Source organism: Rhodopseudomonas palustris (assembly GCF_003031265.1).
Classification (GTDB): Bacteria; Pseudomonadota; Alphaproteobacteria; order Rhizobiales; family Xanthobacteraceae; genus Rhodopseudomonas; species Rhodopseudomonas palustris_H.
In genome coordinates, this window is sequence record NZ_CP019966.1 from 2,727,351 (window position 1) to 2,741,842 (window position 14,492).

14 protein-coding genes are annotated in these 14,492 nt (G+C 65.7%); 11 read left to right on the plus strand and 3 right to left on the minus strand.

Going from position 1 to position 14,492, the window contains the following annotated elements:
• Position 1 precedes the first annotated feature (1 nt).
• The 10 genes from sufD to RPPS3_RS12585 all read left to right on the plus strand — a co-directional run bounded on the left by sufD (position 2) and on the right by RPPS3_RS12585 (position 8,526).
• Positions 2-1,315, plus strand: a complete 1,314-nt coding sequence (gene sufD / locus RPPS3_RS12540) for a Fe-S cluster assembly protein SufD (protein ID WP_107344397.1) — start codon at positions 2-4, stop codon at positions 1,313-1,315.
• Positions 1,312-2,559 carry a cysteine desulfurase gene (locus RPPS3_RS12545; protein WP_107344398.1) on the plus strand — a complete coding sequence of 416 codons (1,248 nt, stop codon included), beginning with the start codon at positions 1,312-1,314 and terminating at the stop codon, positions 2,557-2,559. Before sufD ends, RPPS3_RS12545 begins: the two co-directional genes overlap by 4 nt.
• On the plus strand, positions 2,556-2,924 hold the full coding sequence (locus RPPS3_RS12550) for an SUF system Fe-S cluster assembly protein (RefSeq protein WP_013502742.1): 369 nt from the start codon (positions 2,556-2,558) through the stop codon (positions 2,922-2,924). The genes RPPS3_RS12545 and RPPS3_RS12550 overlap by 4 nt, the downstream gene beginning before the upstream one ends.
• A 7-nt stretch (positions 2,925-2,931) precedes the next feature.
• Complete coding sequence (locus RPPS3_RS12555) at positions 2,932-3,348, plus strand: VOC family protein (protein WP_107344399.1); 417 nt, start codon at positions 2,932-2,934, stop codon at positions 3,346-3,348.
• A 129-nt stretch (positions 3,349-3,477) separates the two neighbouring features.
• Complete coding sequence (gene sufA, locus RPPS3_RS12560; protein ID WP_107344400.1) at positions 3,478-3,849, plus strand: Fe-S cluster assembly scaffold SufA; 372 nt, start codon at positions 3,478-3,480, stop codon at positions 3,847-3,849.
• Between the two features lie 155 nt (positions 3,850-4,004).
• Complete coding sequence (gene goxA, locus RPPS3_RS12565; protein WP_107344401.1) at positions 4,005-5,969, plus strand: CTQ-dependent glycine oxidase GoxA; 1,965 nt, start codon at positions 4,005-4,007, stop codon at positions 5,967-5,969.
• 5 nt (positions 5,970-5,974) lie between these two features.
• On the plus strand, positions 5,975-7,075 hold the full coding sequence (locus tag RPPS3_RS12570) for an NAD(P)/FAD-dependent oxidoreductase (RefSeq protein ID WP_107344402.1): 1,101 nt from the start codon (positions 5,975-5,977) through the stop codon (positions 7,073-7,075).
• On the plus strand, positions 7,072-7,545 hold the full coding sequence (locus tag RPPS3_RS12575; RefSeq protein WP_107344403.1) for a RidA family protein: 474 nt from the start codon (positions 7,072-7,074) through the stop codon (positions 7,543-7,545). The genes RPPS3_RS12570 and RPPS3_RS12575 overlap by 4 nt, the downstream gene beginning before the upstream one ends.
• Before the next feature lie 85 nt (positions 7,546-7,630).
• Complete coding sequence (locus RPPS3_RS24770; protein ID WP_234819944.1) at positions 7,631-7,912, plus strand: hypothetical protein; 282 nt, start codon at positions 7,631-7,633, stop codon at positions 7,910-7,912.
• A 107-nt stretch (positions 7,913-8,019) separates the two neighbouring features.
• The gene (locus tag RPPS3_RS12585; protein ID WP_107344404.1) at positions 8,020-8,526 is read left to right on the plus strand and encodes a TfoX/Sxy family protein; all 507 of its coding nucleotides are present in this window, start codon (positions 8,020-8,022) and stop codon (positions 8,524-8,526) included.
• Positions 8,527-8,534: 8 nt separating this feature from the next.
• Here the strand turns inward: RPPS3_RS12585 and RPPS3_RS12590 are convergent, their stop codons facing one another.
• The 3 genes from RPPS3_RS12590 to RPPS3_RS12600 all read right to left on the minus strand — a co-directional run bounded on the left by RPPS3_RS12590 (position 8,535) and on the right by RPPS3_RS12600 (position 12,411).
• On the minus strand, positions 8,535-9,602 hold the full coding sequence (locus RPPS3_RS12590) for a GGDEF domain-containing protein (protein WP_107344405.1): 1,068 nt from the start codon (positions 9,600-9,602) through the stop codon (positions 8,535-8,537).
• Between the two features lie 98 nt (positions 9,603-9,700).
• Positions 9,701-11,116: a DEAD/DEAH box helicase gene (locus tag RPPS3_RS12595; RefSeq protein WP_107344406.1), complete on the minus strand. Its 1,416-nt coding sequence runs from the start codon at positions 11,114-11,116 to the stop codon at positions 9,701-9,703.
• A 272-nt stretch (positions 11,117-11,388) separates the two neighbouring features.
• The gene (locus RPPS3_RS12600; RefSeq protein WP_107344407.1) at positions 11,389-12,411 is read right to left on the minus strand and encodes an AraC family transcriptional regulator; all 1,023 of its coding nucleotides are present in this window, start codon (positions 12,409-12,411) and stop codon (positions 11,389-11,391) included.
• 326 nt (positions 12,412-12,737) lie between these two features.
• Here RPPS3_RS12600 and RPPS3_RS12605 point away from each other — a divergent pair, with 326 nt between their 5' ends.
• Positions 12,738-14,423, plus strand: a complete 1,686-nt coding sequence (locus RPPS3_RS12605; RefSeq protein WP_107344408.1) for a methyl-accepting chemotaxis protein — start codon at positions 12,738-12,740, stop codon at positions 14,421-14,423.
• The last annotated feature ends 69 nt before the right edge of the window (positions 14,424-14,492 follow it).

A 14,492-nucleotide genomic window follows, 5' to 3' on the forward strand; every position in this document is an offset into this window, starting at 1 on the left:
CATGAACATCGCAGTGGCGAAACCCGACAAGCCCGACACCGCCAGCGATAATTTCGCTGCAGTCAGCGCCCGCGTGCCGGGTGCGGGCAAGGTCGCCGACACCCGCCGTCAGGCGCTCGACACATTCCAGCGGATCGGGCTGCCGCACCGCCGGATCGAAGACTGGAAGTACACCGACCTGCGCGCGCTGATGCGCGAGGTTCTGCCGCTTGCTGCTGCCCCAGAGGCGACCGCGCTGGCGCGCGCCGAGGCTACCGCCAAGCTGCATGCGATCGACGGCGTCCACCGTTTGGTGCTGGTCGACGGCGCGCTGGCGACCGGTCTGTCCGACCTTGCGGAGCTGGAAGCCGGCCTGTCGATCCGCAGCTTGCGCGAGGCGCTGCAAAGCGGCGACGACCGCGTGCTGTCGCTCGACACCGCCGATCCGATGGTGGCGCTCAACACCGCGCTGATGACCGACGGCGTCGTTATCGAGGTTGCGGACGGGACCACGCTGGCACGGCCGCTGCACATCCTGCACATCGCTTCCGGCACTGCGCCGGCCGCGATGTTCACCCGGTCGCGGATCGCGCTCGGCAACGCCGCGGTGGCGACGGTGGTCGAAAGCTACGTGGCGGGCGAGGGCGTCGGTGCCTATCAGGTTCACGACTCCGCGGTGATCGCGATCGCTGATCACGCTCGGCTCGACTACGTGCGGATCGTCGAAGACTCCCGCGAGGCGTTCAACATCACCTCGGCGGCGGTCTCGGTCGGCGCGCATGCGCATTTCAACGCGTTCGGCATCACCACCGGCGGGCTCGTCAGCCGCTATCAGGCGGTGGTGACGGTGGCCGGCTCGCACTCCGAAGTGCAGACCAACGGCGTCAATCTCCTCAACGGCAAGCAGCACGCCGACACCACGCTGGTGATGAACCACGATGTGCCGCATTGCGCCAGCCGCGAAGGTTTCCGCGCTGTGGTGGACGACCGGGGGCACTCGGTCTTCCAGGGGCGGATCAACGTCCGTCAGCCGGCGCAGCAGACCGACGCCAAAATGATGACGCGGGCGCTGTTGCTGTCGGACGAGGCCGAGGTCGACAATAAGCCGGAGCTCGAAATCTTCGCCGACGACGTCACCTGCGGCCACGGCGCCGCGGTCGGCGCGCTCGACGACTCCTTGCTGTTCTATCTGCGCGCCCGCGGCCTGCCGCAGAAGGAAGCCGAGGCGATGCTGATCCAGGCTTTCGTCGGCGAGGCGATCGAAGCGATCGCGGACGATAATTTACGTGAGCTGGTGACCGCGGCTGCGGTGCGCTGGCTGGAGGCGAGGCGATGAGTACGCATCCGGCGGTCAACAACGGCAGCTACGACGTCGACCTGGTCCGCGAGGACTTTCCGGCGCTGGCGCTGCAGGTTTACGGCAAGAAGCTGGTGTATCTCGACAACGCCGCCTCGGCGCAGAAGCCGCGGCAGGTGCTGACGCGGATGACGCAGGCGTATGAGAGCGAATACGCCAACGTGCATCGCGGCCTGCATTATCTCGCCAACGCCGCGACCGAGGCTTACGAGGGCGGCCGCACCCGCGTGCAGCATCTGCTCAACGCCAAGCGGCCCGAAGAGATCATCTTCACCCGCAACGCCACCGAGGCGGTCAACCTGGTGGCGTCGTCGTGGGGCGCGACCAATATCGGCGAGGGCGACGAGATCGTGCTCTCGATCATGGAGCACCACTCCAACATCGTGCCGTGGCACTTCCTGCGCGAGCGCCAGGGAGCGGTGATCAAGTGGGCGCCGGTCGACGACGAAGGCAACTTCCTGCTCGACGAGTTCGAGAAGCTGCTGACCGCCAAGACCAAGCTGGTCGCGATCACCCAGATGTCGAACGCGCTCGGTACCGTCGTTCCGGTCAAGGACGTGGTGAAGATCGCCCATGCCCGCGGCATTCCGGTGCTGGTCGACGGCAGCCAGGCGGCGGTGCATCTCGCGATCGATGTCCAGGACATCGACTGCGACTTCTATGTGATGACCGGCCACAAGATCTATGGCCCGACCGGGATCGGCGCGCTGTACGGCAAGTACGACGTGCTCGCCAAGATGCGCCCCTACAACGGCGGCGGCGAGATGATCCGCGAGGTCGCGCAGGATTGGGTGACCTACGGAGATCCGCCGCATCGATTCGAAGCCGGCACGCCGGCGATCGTCGAAGCCGTCGGGCTCGGCGCCGCGATCGACTACGTCAATTCGATCGGCAAGGAGCGGATCGCCGCCCACGAACACGATCTTTTGACCTACGCCGAGGAGCGGCTCCGCGAGATCAACGCGCTGCGGATCATCGGCAATGCCAAGGGCAAAGGCCCGGTGATTTCCTTCGAAATGAAGGGCGCACACCCGCACGACGTCGCTACGGTGATCGACCGGCAGGGGATCGCGGTCCGCGCCGGCACCCATTGCGTGATGCCGCTGCTGGAGCGGTTCCAAGTCACTGCGACGTGCCGTGCGTCGTTCGGCATGTATAATACCCGTGAGGAAGTGGACCAACTCGTCAGTGCGCTGATCAAGGCGCGGGATCTGTTCGCATGACCGATACGATCGAAGCCAAAGCCAACATGCAGACCGTTTCGGCGCTGCCGCCGGAGGAGACCGAGCGGCTCGGCACCGAGATCGTGGCCGCGCTGAAGACGGTGTTCGACCCGGAAATCCCCGCCGACATTTACGAGCTCGGACTAATCTACAAAGTCGAGATCAAGGACGACCGCACCGTCGACCTCGACATGACGCTGACGACGCCGAACTGTCCGGCTGCGGCCGAGCTGCCGACCATGGTCGAGAACGCGGTGGCCAGCGTGCCCGGCGTCGGCGTGGTCAACGTCAACATTGTCTGGGAGCCGCCGTGGACTCCGGAGCGGATGAGCGACGAAGCCCGGCTCGTGCTGAATATGTGGTGAGGACGGATTGGGTCTGCGTCTGAACGGAGTGATCGAAACGGCGCTGTATGTCGACGACCTCGATCGCGCCCGAAGCTTCTACCAGGACGTCCTGCTGCTGAGTCCGATGACGAGCGATCAGCGGTTTTGTGCTTTCGACGTGGGTGGCCGCAACGTGCTGCTGCTGTTCAAGCGGGGCAGCACGCTGGAGACGGTCCAACTGCCGGGCGGCACGATCCCGCCGCATGATGGCAGCGGACCTGTCCACATGGGACTGTCGATCGATCGCGACCGGCTCGGCGAATGGGAAGCGCGCCTGACGGAGCATGGCGTGGAGATCGAAGGCCGCACGGAGTGGCCGCGAGGCGGGTCGAGTATCTACTTCCGTGATCCCGATCGCCATCTGTTGGAACTTGTGACGCCGGGTGTCTGGCCGATCCATTAGGTGGCAAACGGCGAGGAACTGGTAGCACCTTTCGAAGTGGCGGTTGCGTAACTATCTGAAGGTCCGGCTGGTCGCCGGTTAAGCGGTGAACGTCTCCGGGTAGGTCCGGCAACAGGAGTGGGAAACACCATGGCTACGGCACGTCCTCGGCCTCAAGTGATGCGGCTCACCGATGCCGCGGCCATTCGCGTGAAAGAACTAATGGGCCGCGCCGACAGCGAGATTCTTGGCCTGCGCGTCGGGATCAAGAATGGCGGCTGCGCCGGACAGTCCTACACGGTCGAGTACGCGCACGATATCAAGCCGAACGACGAAGTCATCGAAGACAAGGGCGTGAAGATCCTGGTCGATCCGAAGGCGGTGTTGTTCCTGCTCGGCACCGAGATGGACTACAAAGCCGACAGGATGCAGGCGCAGTTCGTGTTCAACAACCCGAACCAGATCTCAGCGTGCGGCTGCGGCGAGTCCGTGGAACTGAAGCCGGCCTCGATCGACGGCTGAGTTCCGTCGGATCTGATTCAAACTTTACATCCTGTCAGAAGTGTAGAGCGCGCGGTGCGATACCGCGCGCTATTTGCGTGTGCGAATTAAGTGCACCTTAAGGTGCCTCAAGCGAATACCTCTCCAAGGGTGGAACCACAGGGGAGGATCATCAGATGAAGCGCCGCGATTTTCTGCTCGGAGCTGCAGCCGTCGGCCTCGGAGGGCCGTTGCTGGCGAAGGCGGCGATCTCGTCGTTGCACGCGCAACCTGCAGCACCAAAAGGCGCAAAGATCGCCAAGGTCGCGATCTTCCCGGCGATCGGTTTCTCCCGCGTCGGTAATGCCGAGGACTGGTTTCTGGCGCCGGAGGTGCCGGGCCTGCTCGACGAGCCAGAAGGCGGCTTCAAGGATAAGCAGGGACGGATCAAGAAACAGGTGCAGCGCTTCCGCCTGTTCGGCTACGACGACCAGGGCCGCGTGGTGCGCGAACTCGATGGCGCCGATGGCGTGACCTGGAGCGTGCACGTCGCCAACACCAAGGCGGCCTGGTACGGCTTCGTCAACGCAATGGATCGCGGCGACAGTGCGCCCGGCGTTCCCGGCGCGCAGCGCAACGCCTTCGTTGCGGCCGACAAGCGCGAAGCGATGCTGTGCATCGACGCCGGCAAGCTGGAGATTTCCGGCGCCTCGACCAACCCCAAGGGCGGCGACGACAAGTATCGGATGAAGGGCCGGTTCTGGCAGACGCTCGACGTCTCGCTCGGCCATCTGCGCACCGACGACAAGGGGCGCCTGTTGGTGTTCGCCGCCGATGGCGTCTCGCGCACCGCGCTGCCGCAGAATCCGGTGCGCGACTTCACTAACAATGACGGCTGGCACGACGACTGGGCCGATGGTTGGGTCAAGGCGACTGTCACGGTCGATGGTCAGAAGCTCGATTGCGATCCGGCCTGGGTGGTGTGTTGCGGACCGAAATTCGCGCCGCAGCTCGAGCCGATCGTGACGCTGTACGACGCTGCGCGCGAAGCGATGGTGGCGCTCGGCCAGATGCAGAGCCCGACCGACAAGGTGTCGTTCCGCCGCGACGTGCTGCCGATCCTGCGCCGCGCCGGCGCGATGCAGTGGGTGGCGACGGCGTCGTTCCTCGGCGCCGCCTGGAACGATATCGGTGATCTGTCCAGTCCGGCGACGCTCGAGACGCTGGCCAAGCCCGGGGCCGATGCCAAGGCCGAGCGCAAGAAGGTGTTCGATGCGTTCCGCAAGCCGGACGGCAGCGATCAGCGCGGCTACGCGATTCCGATCATGCTCGGCGACGGCGTCAACTATCAGGACAGCCCGCACGCCTGGCTGGCGCTGACGCCGACGCAGTATCGCGTGCTCGAACTCTGGGCCGACGGTAAGTTCGAGGCGGACTACGCTGACAAGAGCGCGGACTCCGTTCGCACGCTCGACGATCTGCCGATCGAACTACGCCCCGAGGCGATGACGCGTGCTGCGCTCGACGCCTGCTCGGGCGGCGCGTTCCATCCCGGCGTCGAGATCACCTGGCCGATCCGCCACAAGGCGCTGTATCGCGGCCCGAACGAGACCAAGCTGCCGTTCCGCCTGGCGCTGTCGAACCGCAAGAATTTGGCGCAGGATGTCGGGTTGCAGCTCAATCCGGTCAATGTGTTCGCCGGCAATCCCGACAAGCCGGACCAGGGCAAGCCGATCGGCCCGCAGGCGCCGGGCGATCTGACGCGCTGGATGGGCGTGCCGTGGCAGGGCGATGCGTTCAGTTGCCAGGCAGTGCTCACCGCCAGCGGCTTCCCGACGCCGGTGTGGTGGCCGGCGCTGCTGCCGGTCGATGTGCTACCCGAGGCGTTCTATCAGCAGATGATGCGCACCGACCTCACCGAGGAGGAGCGGCTGCGATTCTATCACACGCGGGTGCCATGGGCGCGCGGAGCCGCTGGCATCGGCCTGCATGTCGAAGCCGGCTACACCGACGGTCTGCGCCGGATGATCGAGCTGTGGACGCAGATGGGCGTCGTGGTGCGCCGTCCCGGCCCGAAGGGGCTGCCGGGTGTGCCCGACCAACTCTATGTCGAAGTCCAACGCGGCTCGATGGACATCGCGGCGCCGACGCTGGCGCGCTGATCTCGATGGGCCGGATCGCCGTGATCGGCGCAGGGGTGGCGGCGCTTGCCGCCGCCCGCAGCCTGGTGCTGGCCGGGCGACGGCCGCTGCTGATCGCGCCGGATCGCGAGGTGATCAGCCGCGGCGAGACGTTGTCGCCGGCCGCTGCCGCATTGCTCGCGCGGCTGCAATGGGCCGACCTGCTCGACGCCGAAAGCGCGCTGCCGAGCGAAGGCAGGTTTTCGGTGTGGGGCGACGGAACCTTGCGGCGGGCCGCGCAAGGCGAGGGTGCCTGGCACCTCGATCGCGCCAGCTTCGAGCGGCAGATGCGGACCAAGCTGAATAGCGATGCGATCGAGTGCCATCCGATCATCGTCACCATGCTGGTGCATCACTGCGATGGAGTCGTGCTCGAACTCGGCGATGGCCGCGTCGTGTTCGCCGACGCTGCCATCGATTGCAGCGGCCGTGCCGCGTTGTCGTCGGGAACTGCAGCGGGGCGGCGCCGCACCGACCGGCTGGTCGCCGTGTGGCGCGTGCTCGACCTGCCGGACGATACCGAGCCCGCCGCGGCGACCTTGATCGAAGCGGTGGCGCTGGGCTGGTGGTACATGGCCCCACTGCCGGGCCACCGCATGATGCTCGGCCTGTTCACCGACACCGATTTGTTGCCGCCCGGCGCCGCGCAGAATGGCGCCACATGGACCAGCCTGGCTGCGTCGACGGTCGCGATCGCCCCGCGGCTGCGGAGTCTCGGCCTCGATACCACGGCAGCAGGTGCGCCGCCCCAGGTCGCGCCCGCTGCTACCGTCACCGCCAGCCGTCTGATCGAGGGGCGCATCCTGCGCGCCGGTGATGCCGCGGCCGCGCTTGATCCGCTCGGCGCCAACGGTCTCGCCACCGCGCTGTGGAGCGGCATGGCGGCTGCAGAGGCGACGCTGACGCTGACCGATGGCGATCCCGAACGGGCCGACGCCTATGAGCGCGATTACTTGCAAGGCATCGCGCAGCACCTCGTCACCCAGCAGGCGATGTACGCCGCCGAGCCGCGCTTCGCCGATGCGCCGTTCTGGCAGCGCCGCCGCACTGTCGCATCGTCCCACCCTAACCAGGAGATCTCGCCATGAAGGCTACTCTGCGCACGCTCTTTGCTGCTGCCGCCCTTGCTATCACCTTGCCGGCAGCGGCTTCCGCCGAAACCAGCGCGGTGAAGATCATCGCGCCGACCGATAAGACGATCACACCGAGCGGCACCTGGAGCATCGGCGCCCGCGCCGGCGACTTCGTGTTCATCGGCGGGATGCGCGGCACCGACCGCGTCACCGGCAAGATGGTCGACGGCGACGAGGCGCGGATCCGGCGGATGTTCGACAACATGCTGGCGGCGGCCGAAGCGGCCGGCGCCACCAAGGCCGATGCGGTGCGGCTCACCGTGTTCGTGACCGACGTCGCTAAGTACCGTCCGGTGGTCAACAAGGTGCAGAAGGACATCTGGGGCGACGGCCCGTATCCGCCGCGCACCGTGCTGCAGGTGCCGGCGCTTGACCAGGGCGACATCGCCGAAATCGACGGCACGTTCTACGCACCGGCGAAGTAAGACCGCCGGCCTCCGGGCTCACATTTGAACCGGTGCGGGCCATCGCGCGACTGGAAGGAAGCAAGATTTACATTCGGAGGTGCCGATGGCCCGGCCGTATTTTGCTCTCACGTCTTCTTTGCTGGCGAGTAGTGTCTCGCTGTCTGCCTTTATTATCAGTGTGCCGGCCCACGCTCAGAGTGAGGACGCGGCGCAGACATGCCAGCAGCCGATCACGTCAGTCGAGACAAGCCTCGCAGCATGCACGGCGGCGATCGACTCCGGCGACAGAGACGGCGCGGTCGCTGACTTTCAGCAGACCGTGAAGCTCAGCCCGCAGTTCAAGGAAGCGGTCGAGCGGCTGCAGGAACTCGGCGTCCGGATGTAGCCGCGCGGAGTGCTGCGAGCGAATGCCTTCGCGTTCGCGGTGTTTGTTGTTATCCTTGGAAATTGCACCGGCGGCGCAGCTCGCCGCAACTTAGCTATGAGCCAGCCATGGATCGTGAGTTCCTCGCCGATCTGTTCGCGCCATTCGGTCCGGTCACGATCCGGCGGATGTTCTCAGGCTTCGGGATCTCGGCTGACGGCGTGACGTTTGCGCTGGTGATCCGCGATGCGATCTATCTGCGCACCGATGCGGACGGCGCGGCGCGGTTCGAGGCCGAGGGCAGCCGGCCGTTTCGCTACGACACCCGCACCAAGACGGTGACGGTCGGCTCATACTGGCTGCTGCCGGAACGGCTGCTCGACGATCCGGACGAGCTCGCGCAATGGGCCCGCAGCGCTTATGCGGCCGCCGAGCGCGCCGCGCTCAGCAAGGCGTCGAAGACGCGGCGTGGGACCAAGACGAAGACTGCGGCTGATAGCAATAAGGCGCCGAAGCGAACCAAGCCGGCCAGCGCTCAACGGAAGGTCAAGACAGTTGCGAAGGCAGCAGGTCGGGCCAAGACCGCGAAGACCACAAAGGCTCCTGCGGCGAAGCGCGGCCGGGCGGCGCGCTAACGGCGGCGTCAGGCGACGGCGGCCTGGGTGACGCCGGAGAATTCCGGATCGGTCTCGCAGATCACGCGGTTGCGGCCGTTGCGCTTGGCGGCGTACAGGCAGGCGTCGGCGCGTTCGATCAGCGCTTCGGCATCGTCGTTCGGCTTCAGTGTCGACACGCCGGCCGACAGCGTCACCCGGCCGAGGATCTCGCCGGTCGACTTCTTCTTCAGCTCCTTCGACATCACCAGCCGGCGGATGTTGTCGGCGACGATGATCGCCTGGCGCATCGGCGTGTTCGGCAGCACCACGGCGAATTCCTCGCCGCCGTAGCGCGCGGTGAAGTCCTGGCCCTTGATGCTCTGCTTCAGCGTCAGGCCGACGAGCCGCAGCACCTGGTCGCCGGTGAGATGGCCGTAGGTGTCGTTGAACGATTTGAAGTGATCGATGTCCATCATCAGCAGCGATAGCGGCTGCTGGCTGGTGCCGGCGTTGCGGATCGCTTCCTGGACGGTGCGGTCGAACAGTTTGCGGTTGCCGAGGCCGGTGAGGGGATCGGTGAGGCTCTCGGCGCGGATCGCATCGAGGCTGACCTGGAGATTGGCGATCTCCTGCTTGGAAGTCGACAGCCGCTCTTCCAGCGCGCTGTTGGCCTGCTGCATCTCGCGGGTGGTGACGACCAGACGCTCGACGATCGCCTTGATCTGGTCGTGGTCGGTCGCCAGCGACAGCTTCTGGCTTTCGCCGCGCAGATCGTCGCCGAAGCTGGCGGTGCTGCCGAGCGTCTCGGCGAGCAGCGCCATGATGTCGTCGATCTCGTTGGCGACGCGGGCGCCGATCCGGTCGATCCGGTCGGTGGTGCGGCCGTGCGACAGATAGGTATCGTGCAGCTGGTCGAGGTCGGCGTCGGTGAGGCTGCCGCGCTCCGCCAGCGTGTCGTTGATCGCCTTGTTCAGCTCGGGATTGTAGCCGGTCGCGTAGACGTACCAGATCTCGTAATTGCGCGGGACGGCGCCTTGGCGGAGGGTCTTGATCTGGGAGAGGGCCACCTCGGCATAGGCCATGGTGCGGTCATGGTCGTCCTGCAGCGCGGCCACGAGCCACCCTCCGGTCAGGCGTTTTCAACGCGTGTTTGAAACGGTGTAAGGCTACGGTGCGGGTGGTGAAGACCTCGTAAACACCGCCCAATCGCCCATCAGCCGCGCGCCCGCACCGGGCGCAACAGGAACGCCGGCAAATGCGAATGATCCCCCGGCTCCGACGACGTGTCGCGGGCGGGAGGGGGGGAGCCGAAGGAGGCGTGGGGGGTGGGGGCAGGTGCGGGGCTTGCGGGGCTGCGGGGCTCGCGGCGCGGTTTGCGCTCGCGCTGTTCGCGCGGCTCGCGGCGCGGTTCGCGCTGGCGGCCTTCCGGCGCGGCGCGGCGGGAGCGTGACGGGCGCTCGGTCTCGGCTTCGGCCTCGGGGCTGACAGCCTCGCTCTCGACCGAGGGCCCGACCTCGGCGCGCGGGATCGCCTGGCCGATCAGCTTTTCGACCGCGGCCATCGACTTCTGGTCGGATGGCGCGACGATCGTCACCGCAGTACCGGTGCGGCCGGCGCGGCCGGTGCGGCCGATCCGGTGGACGTAGTCGTCGGGGTGATGCGGAACGTCGAAATTGAAGACGTGGCTCACTTCCGGAATGTCGAGGCCGCGGGCGGCGACGTCGGACGCGACCAGGATCGGCAGGTCACCCTTGCGGAACGCTTCCAGCGCGGCCATGCGCGCGGTCTGGTCCATGTCGCCGTGCAGCGCGCCAACGCTGAAGCCGTGACGCTGCAGCGATTTCGCCAGTAGCGCGACTTCGCGCTTGCGGTTGCAGAAGATGATCGCGTTCTTGAGGTCGGTGGCGCCGCGGATCAGCCGGCGTAGCGTCTCGCGCTTCTCGTGCGGCTCGCGGCCGCAAGGAACCTGCGACTGGGTCACCGTCACCGCGGTCGAGGCCGGCTTGCTGACTTCGACCTTTTCAGGATTGTGCAGGAAGGTCTCGGTGATGCGCCGGATTTCGTTCGGCATCGTCGCGGTGAAGAACAGGGTCTGGCGGGTGAACGGGACCAGCTTGCAGATCCGCTCGATGTCCGGGATGAAGCCCATGTCGAGCATGCGGTCGGCTTCGTCGATGATCAGCATCTCGACGCCGGTGAGCAGCAGGCCGCCGCGTTCGGTGTGGTCGAGCAGGCGGCCCGGGGTGGCGATCAGCACGTCGACGCCGCGGGTGAGCTTGAGGTCCTGATCACCGAACGAGACGCCGCCGATCAGCAGGGCGACGTTGAGTTTCTGGCCGGCGCCGTATTTGTCGAACTGCTCCTTGACCTGGGCGGCGAGTTCGCGGGTCGGTTCGAGGATCAGGGTGCGCGGCATCCGGGCGCGGGCGCGGCCCTTTTCGAGCATCGTCAGCATCGGCAGTACGAAGGCGGCGGTCTTGCCGGTGCCGGTCTGGGCGATGCCGAGGACGTCCTTGCGGGCGAGGACGTGGGGGATCGCCTGCTGTTGAATGGGAGTGGGCGAAACGTAACCGGCGGCGGCGACGGCGGCTTGGACTTTCTCGGAAAGTCCCAGATTGGAAAAAGACATCGAGCCTCTGTTGTCGGGGCGCGGCCTGGTTCTAACACCATCGGCCGGAACTCGGGGGTCACGCCACTTAATCGAACCGCCGCATGGATTCTGCGAAATCTCTGTCGCGCTCAACCCCGGAGCGGCTAGCAATCGTGCACGGGGAAGTCGGATCGCGGACAGGCGGCTCAATCTGGGTATCACTTGACGCAATACCGGGCCGCATCACGGGCGGAACATAGGCCGGAATCGGCCAAAGTCAATGCGCCGGCGCATGAAACGGCTGAAATAGCTTAATGTTTTTGCGTCTCGGGGCCCCGATCGGGCCGGCAGCGGCGGAGCGTTTCGGTCGGCGATTCCCCGAATGCCTCCCGGTAGTCCTGAGCGAACCGGCTCGGGTTGGCAAAGCCGCAGCGGAGCGCGACGCCGATCAGCGTCGTCGCGGCGCCGGTCTCCAGCAGCTGCTTGGCGTGATTGAGCTTGGCGCGCTTGACGTAGGCCGAGGGCGAGTAGCCGCGATGCTTGAGGAAGGCGCGGGTGAGGGTGGAGATGCTGACGCCGGCAATCCGCGCCACGTCCTCGACGCTGATGTCTTCGTCGCGGTGGCTCTCGACGTAGTGCTCCGCCGTGCGGACGTAGCGCGGCACGTCGTCGCTCACCGCGTTGGCATTCTCAAGCAGATGGCCGAGATTGTGCCGGCTGCAATACAGCAGCGCCGTGATGCAGGACTGCTCCAGATGGAGCAGCACGTTCTTCGGCCACACCGAGTAGCTGGAGTCTAGCCGTGAGGCGAGCAGCGTCGTCAGCTCTCTGAAGCCGAGATAGCGTGGCTCATCGTTGCAGATCGCCGGCTCGAACAGGATCGGCTGCCGCGGCTTGAAGCCGACCAGCGACGAGACGGTCCGCTCCAGCACCCGCTGCGGCATCCGCAGCAGCAGTTGCCGCGAGTTCTGTCCGAATTCGAGCTGGGCGCTCACCCCCGGCGAACAAATACAAGCTGCGCCTTGCGACAGTTCGACGCGGCGATTGCCGCTGGTGAGTAGCGCATCGCCCTCCAGGCAAAGATGCACCAACGCGATCTCGCGCTCGGGGATCAGTAGCCGGGTCGCACCGGAACTGTGGACGAAATACAAGCCGATATGCGGCAGCTCGGCGAGGTTGGTCCGCATGAAGAAGTCGCTGGGATTCGAGACGATCATGTCGACGCCGTAGCGCCGAAGGATGTCTCTCGCTTCAACCGGATCGTGGCTCCGCACCAGCGGGAAATCCTGCAGTAATTCCTGATCCGAATATGAAACGATGTCTTCCGAATTCATCTGACGCTCACGCTGACTCCAGTGGATGGTCTCGCTATTTCGACCCTTGTGACAGCTTTGTCGACCCGTCTCCCGGTTTTGTCCTACCTGACCGAATTTGTACTTACTCGCGCTTAGCAGCCTGCTGATACGGACGATGATCGGTGTTGCGTGTTCGGGGCACCACCGTCGGGATAGCGAGCTCTTTGATCAATTTGCGCATCGCACGACCGCGTCGTGAAGCAGCGAGTTTATCGGAAGCCCGCCCCGTCGGCGCTAACAACATCGGCCAATGCTCGAACGTACGGTGCGACGGGTCGGGCACATTAGGGGTTGGGGTACCTGCCATGCAGCTTTCGAACGTCAAATTGCTCTACAAGATCATCGGCTGTTTCTTATTGCTCAGCGTCGTCGTCGGCTTCGGAGTCTGGTTCGCCGCTTCGAAGATGGAGGAGATCGACCGGACCTACGCGTCGATGCTCGAAAACGAAGTGCAGGGCATGAAGGCGAACTTCCGCGCCAACGCCCGCCTATTCAATTTTGGGCGGATGTCATGGCGGATCATTGCCGAAACCGATCCGGCGGAAATGCAGAAGCTCAGCCGAGAAATTGCGGCCAATCATAAGGAATTCAGCGATTTCATCGCGCAGGCGAAAAAGGGCCTGCCGCAGTTTGCCGCGGACTTCGATCGGATCGATCGGATGTTCGACGACATGATGACGAAGGAATACCCCCCGCTCGAGCAGGCCACAATGGCCAACAACAACGAGCTCGCGGTCCGTCTGGCCAAGGACATTGCCAAACACAATCAGGCCGTGCGCGACGCTCAATTTGCAATCAGTAATAAACTCGACAAGGAGCTGAGCGATCGCTCGCACGCGGCGTCGGCCGATGTCGCCAGCACCATCAAGCTGACGGTTCTGCTGGTCGGCGGCGGCTTCCTCGCCGTGCTGGCGCTTGCCTTTGCGATCGTGCAGTTCGGCATCGCCCGTCCGATTGGTCGGCTGGTCGGCGATCTGCAGGCGATGGCGCGAGGCCAGGACGTCGAGGTCTCGGGCACCGAACGCGGCGACGAAATCGGCCAGACCGCCAATGCGGTCAACGGCATCAAGCTGATGCTCGCCGAGAAGGCCCGGCAGGAAGCCGCGGGCAAGGCCGAGCAGGACCGCATCATTGCGGTCCAGCGCAAGCAGGAGATGGAGAAGCTCGCGTATCAGTTCGAGGCCGCGGTCGGTGAAGTGATCCGCGCGGTGTCGTCCGCCTCGACCGACCTCGAAGCGTCTGCGACGACGCTGACGTCGAGCGCGCAGCGTGCGCAGGAAGTCACCACGTCGGTCGCGGCGGCTTCCGAGCAGGCCTCCGCGAACGTGCAGTCGGTGGCGTCGGCGACCGAGGAGATGGCCTCGTCGGTCACCGAGATCAGCCGGCAGGTTCAGGACTCCGCGCGCATCGCCCATGAGGCGGTGACTCAGGCGCAACGCACCAACGAACGCGTCGGCGATCTGTCGCAGGCGGCGACGCGGATCGGCGATGTGGTCGAACTGATCAACACCATCGCCGGCCAGACCAATCTGCTGGCGCTCAACGCGACGATCGAAGCGGCGCGCGCCGGCGAGGCGGGCCGTGGCTTTGCGGTGGTGGCGGCGGAAGTGAAGGCGCTCGCCGAGCAGACCGCCAAGGCGACCGGTGAGATCAGTCAGCACATCGGCGGCATCCAGGCTGCGACGCATGAATCGGTGAACGCGATCCGCGAGATCGGCGCCACGATTTCGAAGATGTCGGAGATCGCGTCGACCATCGCCTCGGCGGTGGAAGAGCAGGGCGCCGCGACGCAGGAGATCTCGCGCAACGTCCAGCAGGCCGCGCAAGGTACGCAGCAGGTCTCTGCGAGCGTGGTCGACGTGCAGCGTGGCGCCAACGAGACCGGCTCGGCATCGACGCAGGTGTTGGCGGCGGCGCAATCGCTCGCCAATGACAGCAACCGGCTGAGGATGGAAGTCGGCAAGTTCCTCGAGACGGTCCGCGCGGCGTAAGCGTCGCGGCTCTTCCGCGGACAACCAGTTGCCCCGGGTGCGGGCTGTCAAAGCCCGCACCACCCGGCC